At 70.4% G+C, this 10,109-nt stretch carries 7 protein-coding genes; 3 read left to right on the plus strand and 4 right to left on the minus strand.

Translation table 11 applies throughout. The annotated features are described in order from the left end of the window. Positions 1-225, plus strand: a 225-nt coding sequence (locus F8M74_RS36330) for a hypothetical protein (RefSeq protein WP_205604107.1), incomplete at its 5' end; no start/stop codon positions are given. 70 nt (positions 226-295) lie between these two features. Here F8M74_RS36330 and F8M74_RS36335 read toward each other — a convergent pair. Further along, positions 296-4,300, minus strand: a complete 4,005-nt coding sequence (locus tag F8M74_RS36335; protein ID WP_141258768.1) for a hypothetical protein — start codon at positions 4,298-4,300, stop codon at positions 296-298. 180 nt (positions 4,301-4,480) lie between these two features. Next, entirely contained in the window at positions 4,481-4,672 is a 192-nt protein-coding gene (locus F8M74_RS36340; protein ID WP_140868935.1) for a CsbD family protein, read from the minus strand. Positions 4,673-4,941: 269 nt separating this feature from the next. On the opposite strand from F8M74_RS36340, the gene F8M74_RS36345 reads away from it, so the two are divergent. Beyond that, positions 4,942-6,717, plus strand: a complete 1,776-nt coding sequence (locus tag F8M74_RS36345; RefSeq protein ID WP_141258769.1) for a methyl-accepting chemotaxis protein — start codon at positions 4,942-4,944, stop codon at positions 6,715-6,717. 54 nt (positions 6,718-6,771) lie between these two features. On the opposite strand, the gene F8M74_RS36350 is transcribed toward F8M74_RS36345, so the two are convergent. Together F8M74_RS36350 and F8M74_RS36355 are read right to left on the minus strand one after the other, a co-directional pair. Further along, positions 6,772-7,605 carry a hypothetical protein gene (locus F8M74_RS36350; RefSeq protein ID WP_228560870.1) on the minus strand — a complete coding sequence of 278 codons (834 nt, stop codon included), beginning with the start codon at positions 7,603-7,605 and terminating at the stop codon, positions 6,772-6,774. A 98-nt stretch (positions 7,606-7,703) separates the two neighbouring features. Continuing rightward, positions 7,704-9,293: an NAD(P)/FAD-dependent oxidoreductase gene (locus F8M74_RS36355; RefSeq protein ID WP_141258771.1), complete on the minus strand. Its 1,590-nt coding sequence runs from the start codon at positions 9,291-9,293 to the stop codon at positions 7,704-7,706. 153 nt (positions 9,294-9,446) lie between these two features. Here F8M74_RS36355 and F8M74_RS36360 point away from each other — a divergent pair. Beyond that, the coding region (locus tag F8M74_RS36360) for a CHASE domain-containing protein (RefSeq protein ID WP_240462325.1) at positions 9,447-10,109 on the plus strand (663 nt) is incomplete at its 3' end.

Below are 10,109 nucleotides of genomic sequence, written 5' to 3' on the forward strand. Positions count from 1 at the left end.
ATAAGGGCCAGACAGGCGGGGTGGGTGGCGGGGTCGGGCGGAACGCTGAAGAAGGGGGAAGTGCCAATGCGCGGGGTCATCACCGGACGAGAGGTGGTCGCCAACCTGGGGCTCATCTACCGGGAGTTCGGGACGGGCTGCGTGCTGCGCTGCCTGTGGGCCATGCTGAGCGGGAAGACGACGACGTTCCTCGAGGTCGCGTGCCCACCGGTGGCGAAGCGGTAGCAACGGCACAGGCCGCGGAGGAAGGTCCCCCGCGGCCCGCGCCACCTCAGGTCATGTCACCGCGTGAGCGTTACTGCGGGACGCTGAGCCGCAGCCGCAGCAGCGTCGGCTCCACCCAGGCGCTCGCCTCGGGGCCGCCCGCCTCGGCCTGGGCATCCAGGGAGGCGTCGATGGCGGCCTTCAGCCGGTCGGCACGCGTCGTCACCGCCGGGTGCAGGTCCGCCAGGATGTTGTGGGCCGGCGGCGCGGACGTGGCGCTGAACAGCGTGTACATGTCCATCACGTCGTTCATCACCGGGGTGACCTCCACGTCCTGCGGCGTGTCGTAGCCCGACAGCACGGCGTCCTCGCCGTACAGCAGACCGCGCAGGTACTCGTCGTGGTCCAGCGACAGCGGCAACGCCAGGGCCGCGTAGGACTGCCACAAGAGCCGCGTGCCCGTCATCCGCTTCGCCTGGACCTGCAGCGCGTCTCCCGCCTGGCCCATGCGCGTGGCGACGTGGCCGTAGAACTGGCGCTGCTGGTTCTTCAGCACGTCCACCATCCGGGTGCGGACGGCGGCGCGGAAGTCATTGGCCCAGGCGTAGTCGAACGACGCGATGTTCTGCGAGACGTAGCCCCACCGCTTCGCCATCCACTCCTGGGGATTCTGCGCGGTGTTCGGGTTGTAGGTGGGCCGGTCCACCCCGCGCACCAGGGTGACGAACTCATGCCCGCCGGTGAAGCGGTGCGTGAACACGCGCTCGGACTTCGTCGCGTTCGTCGCGGTGTCCCAGTAGGTGTAGCGGACATACACCGTGGACTCCAGCCGGTACTTGCGCTCGTACATGCCCCCGAAGCCCGTGAAGACCTCCGAGTAGAGCTGCCAGCTTCCTTCGCCACACAGGTCGATGGTGGCCTGGTCCACGTTCAGGTTGTCCGCGATGAGCAGCGGGCGCAGCACGTCGTGGTTCCAGCGGGCCGGGTTCACACCGAGGTAGTCCGGCGCGCCGTCCTCATTGTAGTCCCCCCAGTCGCCGCCGCCGCAGGGGACGATGGGCTTCTCACCCGGCTTCAGGTAGTGCGCCGCCGGCTCCTGGTCCGGGCCGCCCCACAGGTTGATGCCGTGCAGGCCGCGGGCGGGGCTGTGCCGCCAGTCGGACTCCGCCTGCTCGATGAGGGCCTTCATCCACGCCCAGTCCCCCAGGTAGCGCGCGTGGATGCCGGCGAACAGCGGTTTGCCGAGGTTGCGCAACGCGGTGTCCAGCTGCGTGCCCGCGGTGATGAGGTTGTTGTGGCGCGTGGAGACCATCTGCCCACCCAGCACCGGCTGCTCCTCGAAGAGCTGCGCGTAGGCCTCCGCGCCGGTCATCCAGTCCTTCGGGCTGGAGATGCGGTCGCCGTGCAGCATGGGCAGCCCCAACTGGACAGGGAACTCGCGCAGGTAGTTGATGTTGTAGGAGAGCTTGTGACTGGACAGCTCGTCCGCGGGGCTGACGTCCGGGTTGGAGCCGCGCCCGTCGATGCCCGCGAGAATGGTGGAGTGACGCGCGTCCACAGCGCCCCACTTGGAGAACTGGTTCTCCGCCAGCGTGAAGTCAGCGTAGAGCATGGGCGTGGAGTGACGCTCGTCCCAGTCCAGGTAGGACCAGGCCGCCAGCTCGAAGTCGTCGTTCTTCGTGTCGGTGAAGTACTCGTACATGTTCTGGTCCACGCGGTTCAGCCCGGCGTGCAGGGAGTGCAAGGACGCCTGCACCTCCTCCACGTTCTGGTTCACCCGGCCCAGTTCCCAGTCCACCAGGTCGAAGCGGGCCTGCATGTCGCGGTGGATGTCATTGAGCTTTCGGTCCACCCGGTCGAAGCGGGTGAGCATCCGTGCCTGCATCTGCTCCACGAACTGATGGAGCTTGCGGAGTTCCTCGAGGATGATCTGCTCGATGGGCGGCTGGGCCGCCCCTCGCAGCAAGGAGAAGAGCTGGAAGGCGGCGCCGATGAGCTGCCCGGTGAAGATGGCGCCGCTGACAATCTCGAAGCCCTTCACGCCCAGCTCAAGGAAGCTGGAGACCTTCTCCGCGATCTTGACGGAGCTCTCCGCGTACTTCGCCACCGCCTCCAGCGTCGTGTTCAGTGCGCTGGCGAACCTCACGATGTCCGCGGCGAACTGCGTCTCGCCGTCCTTCTTGAACAGCTCGGCCACCAGTCCCAGGCCGCCCGTCACGCCTTCCCGCACGCCGTTGAGCTGGTCCTTGAGCTGGGTGCCCCGCGCCTTCGCCGCGTCGATGGCCGCCTGGAGCGCCGCCTCCTCGGGCGTCTGCGTGCCGGACAGGGACGCCTCGGCCGCGCCGCCCTCCGCCAGGGCCAGCGTCTGCCCCGGCTTCTTCAGCGCGATGGAGGCTCGGTACGCCTGCTCGGCGACGTTCAAGTTGTTGAGCATGTCGGAGTACTGCTGCGCCGCGGACAGGCCCGCGGTGGACGCCGTCAGGATGAAGCCTCGCGCGTCCTCCTTCGTGGCAGACAGGCTCCCGTCGTTCGCCAGCCGGGGCAGCACGAACGCCGCCAGGGGGCCCATGGGCTGGATGGCCAGCATCTGCGCCGCGGTCTGCGTGGTGTGGACGCCCACGCCAGCGCCAATGCCACCGCCGTTCACCACCGCCGCCAGCGCGACGTTGCCCTGGGCCAGGTCATGCAGCCGCGACCAGGTCTCCTCGGAGAAGACCTCCACATCCCCGTAGCGCTCCACCAGCGAGTGGGCGGTGGCGAGGCCACGCTCCAGGTCCAGGCCATTGTGCATGCTGCCCAGCAGCGCCTGCGTATAGGCCCGCAGCGCCTTGCCCGCCGCCGTCGTCGTGGCCAGGTGCGGCTGGGCCCGCGCGAGGATGCGAATCATCGTCCGCACCCGCGGTCCGGAGCCGTCCTTCGCCGGGTTGAAGGGATAGACGTTCAACGCAGTGGAGACGGCGTTGAGCGCCGCCGTCAGCTCGGCCTGCGAGAGCGCCGGGTTGTCACGGGCCAGGAAGTACGCCACGCCCGCCTGCAGGTGCAGCCGGGGGTCCGGCCGGGACATGGCCACCGTCGCGTACACGCGCCGGTTCACCTCCTGCGCGGTCAGCGAGAAGGTGCTGCGGCACTCCGAGCACAGGATGGGCGCGTCATAGACGGGCGCGCCGCGGCTCTCAGAGGCCGCCCACTGCGCCTGCGCCTGCGCCTGCACCTGCGCCTGGGTGGCGGTAGCGGGCGCCTGGCCCTCCACGAAGCCCGCGCCGCACTCCGCGTCCGGCGCCACGCCGTGGCTGACATCGCGGCAGGTGCCGTTGAGCGGCGCGTCACTGCCAGGGCCGCAGGGGCCCGTCATCGTTCCGCACTGCGCCGCGTCGGTGACCCAGGCGCCATTCACCCGGCACGTCTGGGGGTTGAGGCAGGCCACCGTGCAGGACGACTCCACCGTGCCGCACTGCGGTCCCGTGCCCGTGTGCAGCACCGGGTAGTTGGAGTAGGTGATGTAGCAGAACTCCTCGCCCACGCCCGGAGCGGCGTGCTTGACGGCCCGCCCCCCCGTCAGCATGGGCTCCGACGTGCCGCCCCCCGGGGGCCTGCCACCGATGTACCAGACCCAGGTGATGCCGCCCCACGTGGACGCGGGCGCATTCGCGGTCATGTAGCCCTGGGCGGCGACTTCGCACGAGGCGCCGGGCCGTGTGCCCAACCCCAGTACGGCTTGGTGCACGCCCAACGTGAAGCCGAAGTCCGCGTGCCGGCACGTGTCGTAGGACGTACACGTCTTCGGGCTCGTGTCCGCGCCACAGGCCGCGCTCGTCTGCCGCGCGTAACACTCCAGGCTGTAGGTGAAGCCACCGGTACACGTCCAGTCACCGGTCTCGAGGTCCTCCGGCGTGCAGGTGAGGCCGTCCTCGACGGTCCGGGTGGCGACGGGCACATCGGGTGACTCGGCGCCCGTGGGCGCGGGCTCACCGCAACCCCAGAGCGCCAACGCGGCCACCACGCCCTGGAACCAGCGCGGATGCCGGCTTCTGGCGGGCGCGTGTGCCCCAGGCGGACACACGTCTCCTCTCAACGACGAATTTCGCGACACATCCATGGAGCAGTTCCCCCTCGTACGGGCCTGCGACGGCACGGAATGCCGTCCAGCACTCAATACGGAAGGAACGTGGAATCCTGGTCCTCACCTCGAAATGAAACGGGCCGCGAGGAAGGCTTCCTCACGGCCCGAATCATTCACATGCACATGAATGTACCCGGCAGGTGCCGGGCAGGACGGCTAGGGCTCGCCCCGGCGCGGCTTGGCGGAGTCGACCGCGTCCTTGATGGCGCGCTTGGCGTCCTCAATCTTGCCCTTGATGGCGCCCTTGGCGGAGTCACGCTTGCCCTCGGCCTCCAGCTCACGGTCGCCGCTCGCGACGCCGGCCACTTCCTTGACCTTGCCCTTGGCCTTGTCGGTCCACTCGCCCATGACGGGTCTCCTTTCACAACAGACAGCGCGTTGGAGTCAGAGTGTGGGCATTCCAGAAAAGCCGCGCAGGCGCCCCTGGGCCACTCGCCTGGGCGGCAACCAGGCGCGAAGAGCAGAGACGAGCAATTCACGAATTCAATGCCAAGCACTCTCTAACAAGGGCCGCATTTCCATACACGCTGGATGAGGCGGAACAGGACTGGACATTGACGGCGAGCAATTCGGGCCGCACGCTGGGGTCACTGCTACCCAGGAGCACCGCTTCCCCGATGGCCACCTCCTCGCTACCGACCCCTGGCGCCCTGCTACGCCGGCTCTACCTGCTGCGGTCTGTCGTCACCACGGTGGCCTTCACGCCCGCGGTCTACGTCGACATGCAGTTGCTCGACCTGTCGGGTGCGCGGGAGTTCAAGATTTTCCTGGGCATCATCACCCCGGTGGTGCTCGGCCTGTGCGCGGTGGTGCAGCCGCTGGTGGTGATGCCGTGGCTGATGAAGCGCGCCCTGAGCGCCCAGGGGACGACGCGGGTGGAGCGGCTCATTCGCATCCCCTCCAGCATCGCCTTCGTGGAGATGATGGTGTCGTGGACGCTGGGCGGCATCCTCTTCAACGGCGGCGCGGTGCTGCTCCTGGACCGGCCGGCGTCGGTGGTGATGGTGGGCGTGGCGGTGGCGGTGAGCGCGGGCCTCTTCAGCAGCCCGCTGGCGTACATGCTGTTCGAACGGGTGATGATGCCCACGGTGCTGGACGCCTATCAGCGCGCGCCCAGCACGAAGCCCGCGGGTGAGGGCTTCGCCACGCGCCAGCTCTGGCTGCTGCCCGCGATGGTGGTCTCCGCGCTGCTCATCACCTGTCTGGCCAGCATCGTCACGCTGCACCTGCGCCTGGAGCGCGGCATGGGCGCGCTGGCGGCGGACCTGGCGGCGCAGGGCGACACCGCGGCAGCCGAGCGCGTCCAGGCCACGGTGCAGCCGCTGGAGGCGGAGCTGGTGCAGCCGGTGGTGGTGCTCGGCGGGTATGCCGCGCTGGGCTCCATCCTCACCGCGGCCTGGGCGGCCCGCCGGCTGGCCCGGGGGGCTCGCGCGGTGGGTGCGTCCCTGGAGGCCCTGGTGGAGGGCCGAGCCACGCCGCCACAGTGGGTCTCCTCGGATGAAGTGGGCGACCTGGCGGCGTCCACGTGGCAGCTGTACCAGCGGCTCCAGGAGATGCCGCGCTCGCTGCGCGCCTCCGCGGGAGACCTGGCCGACGCGGGCCAGCGGCTGTCACAGGCCAGCTCCCAGCAGAACCAGACGCTGTCGCGGCAGGCCGTGGCGCTGCACCAGGCGCGCGCCACGGCGCAGGAAATCCAGCAGGCGTCCCACGTCACGCACTCGCGCGCCACCAGCATCCTCCAGGTGGCCGAGCGCGCCGCCGCCGTGGGCAAGCTGGGTGAGGAGTCCCTGGCCGGCACGGAGAAGGGGCTCACCGTCATCCGCGATATCGCGGCCGGGCTGCACGAGCAGATGCTCGACCTGGAGCAGCGCGCACGCGAGGTGGGCCGCGTGTCGGAGGTGGTGAAGTCGCTGGCGGACCAGTCCCACATGCTGGCCATCAACGCGGCGATTGAAGCCACGCGCGCGGGCGAGCACGGCAAGGGCTTTGGCGTGGTGGCCCGGCAGATGCGCGACCTGGCGGACCAGTCCGTCCGGGCCACCAACCAGGTGCGCGGCTTGCTGGAGAGCATGGCCACGGCCACCCAGCAGGCCACGGCGATGTCGGACCAGGGCGCGGCGGGCGTGGCCGAGGCCCTGGAGCCGCTGCGGCACAGCGGCGAACGGCTGCGCGAACTGGCGGGACTGTCCAAGGAATCCGCGGCGGCGGTGCGGCAGATTACGGAGGCCGTGTCGCAGCAGCACGCGGGCGTGGACCAGCTCTTCGCCGCGGTGCGCGAGTTGGATGAGCTGACGACGGACACGCTGCGGCACCTGGACACCACGCAGCAGGCGGCCTCGGCCGTGAGCCACGCGACGGGACAGGTGTCGCAGCTGGCTGAACGCTACGTCTGATGCGGCGGCTCGCCCGTGCTCGAGCGCGGGCGACGCCCTGCCTGTGCCGCTGCATCAACCGCTGGAAGGGATGTCGCTGGGAGTGAGACGCCCCTCCGAGCTCAGCACTGGCGTGCGCAGCAGCACGGCGAGCTGGCCCACGAGCACCGCCAGCCGCGTCAGCCGCTCCCGGGGCTCCTCTCCGCCCGCCTCGAAGCTGGCCGCGTCCAGGTAGGCGAGCTGCGCCGAGGCCCGTCCATGCAGCCCCGCCACCCGCTGCTCCAGCGCCGTCAGCCGTGCGTGCAGCGCCCCCAGGAACGCCGTCGTCCGGGCCAGCAGCGCGGAGGCCTCATCGAGCGCCCGCGCACCCTCCTCCGGAGCGCTCCCCGCCAGGATGGCGCGGGCCGAGATGGCCGCGTACAGCGGCGTCCCATCCAGCACCACCGGCGGCGAATCCTCGTCCAGCCAGCCCCGGTCCAGCCACGCCAGCACGGACTCCAGCGCGGCGGGCACCTCGACACCCGCGCCCAACAGGGGCCCGCTTCGCCGCGTCGCGCGGGACGGGGATTCGCGCAGGAGCGCGCGCAGCGCCTCCAGTGCCTCGGGCTCGAGCAGCTCGGCTTCCCGGACGTGCCCCCAGCGCTCCAGCCGCTCCAACAGCGCGCCGAAGGGCACCAGCACCTCCGCGTGCACCCGCGCCTGGAGCGCGCCGTGAGTGGCCACGCCATCGCGAACCTGGAGGCGATCCGCCCGGAGCGCGGCCACCGCCCCGCGGTGCCGCTCACGCGCCTGGGCCAGCCGGGCATCCCCGGTCGTGGTGGCGCCCGTCTCCGTCAGCACCTTCCGCACACCCAGGCCCAGTGCCGTCAGCACCAGGCCACCCACCGCGAATGGGATGAAGAAGGGCATGCCTCGCAACTATGCCAGCTTCGCCCCCGTCCCGCCCGGCGGATGCGGGCGGCCCTTCCCCGCCTGCCGGGTGGGCGCGCCACCGGATGGCGCGGCGCTCACCCCGCGCGAGCTTGAACGGGTGCATCCGGCTCCAGCGGCGGCACATACGGCCAGCCCGGCAGCGGTCCCTTGCCCGCCTCGCGCGTCAGGTAGTCCGCCGCGATGTTCGCGCTCTCCATGATGGTCAGCAGGCCGCTTCCCGGATGCGTGCCGCCGCCCACGAAGTACAGCCCTTCGATGTCGCGGTTCTTCACCTTTGGCCGCAGCGGCCCCAACTGCAGCCACGTGTGCGACAGGTTGAACACCGCGCCCCGGAACACGTTGAAGTCGTCCCGCCACGTCTCCGCCGTGAAGTAGCGCTCCTCGCGGATGTGCTCGCGCACGCCCTTCAGCCCCACCTTCTCCAGCATGGCGGGGATGCGCTCGCGCAGCGCCTGCTCCGTCTTCGCCCAGTCCACCGGACGTCCCGTGTTCGGCGTGGGCACCAGCACGTACAACGTCGAATGGCCCGCCGGCGCGCCGGACGGGTCCGTCACGCCCGGATTGCACACGTAGAAGGGCGGGTCACCCAGGTCGACGTGCCGGTCCTCCAGCGCGTCACGGTCCGTGCGCCGCGCGGACTCCGACAGGTAGATGAGATGGTGCGGCAGGTCGGCGTACACCGTGTCCAGGCCGTAGTACGCCATGAACGTGCTGCACGAATACTTCGCCCGCTCCAGCGCCGCGTCCGTCAGTCGCGAGCCTTCACGCGCCTCCGCCGGAATCAACGACCGCGCCGCGTAGGCCAGGTCCGCGTTCACCACCACCGCGTCCGCGTCCAGCACCTCGCCGCCCACGAGCTTCACGCCCACCGCGCGGCCCGCGTCCACGCGCACCTTCTCCACCGGCGTGCCCATGCGGAAGGTGGCGCCCAAATCCTGCGCGCAGCGCATCATGCCGCGCGACAGCTCGCGGAAGCCGCCCTCCACGTGCCAGACGCCGAAGGCCAGCTCCAGGAAGGGAATCACGCTGAACACCGACGAGCACGTCGTGGGGTGCAGGCCCAGGTACTTGGACGGGTACGCCAGGGCGTACGTCACCCGGTCATCGTGGAAGAAGCCGTCCAACTGCCGGTACAGCGTCTGCCAGGGCTTGAAGCGCAGCGTGGGCGCCAGCCGCCACGGCGCGTAGTAGCCCAGGTTGTCCGCGGAGGTGCAGATGAACTTCTGGTAGGCGATGCCGTACTTCTCCCGCCCGTCCTCCATCCATTGGCGCAGCGCGGACGCCTGCCGCGGGCCGAACTTCGCCAGCTCCGCCTCCATGCGATCCAGGTGCCGGGTGGTGTCCAGGTGCGTGCCGTCCCAGAAGTGCACCCGCGTGTTGACGTCCAGCGGGAGCAGCTTGACGTAGTCCTCCAGCCGCCGGCCCGCGCGTCGGAATATCTGCTCCAGCACGCCCGGCAGTTGGAGGATGGAGGGCCCGGTGTCCACCGCGTACTCGCCCGACGCGCCCAGCGTCAGCCCCTTCATCCGCCCCCCGGGCACCGCGTCCTTCTCCACCACGGTGACCCGGAAGCCCTGCCCCGCCAGGTTGATGGCGGCCGACAAGCCCCCCGGTCCCGCACCCACGACGATGACGTGCCGCACGCTGCCTCCCTCGCTTGCCATGCCCTACCGGATGCCAAGGCCCTCCGGTACCCGGGTGAACGGAATCCCACCCACTCATTCACCTGGCGAACGCGCGAACCGGCCAGGACGTTACAAGAGCACCGTCCGGCACTGGCCCCCGGGCGGACGCCATTCCAGCCTTCTTCGGCCACCGTGCCACCGCATTCCGCCTCCCACCTGCGCCGCAACGCCGCCGCCTACTGCGTGGTCCTGGTGGGGCTGCTCCTCACCGCCGCGTCGGCGGCCTATGTGCAGCAGAGCATCCACGAGCGCCGCCTGCACCGCTTCGACGGCGCGGTCCATGACGGGGTGCTGGGCCTCCAGCAGCGCCTGGAGCTGAACCAGTCCCTGCTCCAGGGGGTGCATGGACTGTTCACCGGCAGCCGCTTCGTGACCCAGGAGGAGTTCGACGCCTACCTGGAGAGCCTGGAGCTGAACCGCAGCTTCCCGGGGCTGGAGGGCATCGGCTTCGCGCGGTGGATTCGGCCGAAGGACGTGGCCCGGTACGACGCGGAGGTCCGCGGCAGGCAGGAGCCAGGCCATCCCGTGTGGCCCCCGGGCCCACGCGAGGCCTACACCGCCATCATCTTGATGAACCCCCTGAACGCGCGCACGCAGCAGGGCCTGGGATTCGACATGCTCACCGAGCCCAACCGCCGGGCAGCGATGCTGCGCGCACTGGGCACGAGGCGCCAGGCCGCCACCCACAAGGTGCGGCTCATCCAGGGCTGGGAGGACGCCGCGGGCCGCGTGGGCATCGTCATCTTCATCCCCGTGTACACCCGCCCGAAGGACACCCCGCCCCCCGGTCCCGGT

It is taken from the genome of Myxococcus sp. CA023, from assembly GCF_010998615.1.
Taxonomy (GTDB): Bacteria; Myxococcota; Myxococcia; order Myxococcales; family Myxococcaceae; genus Myxococcus.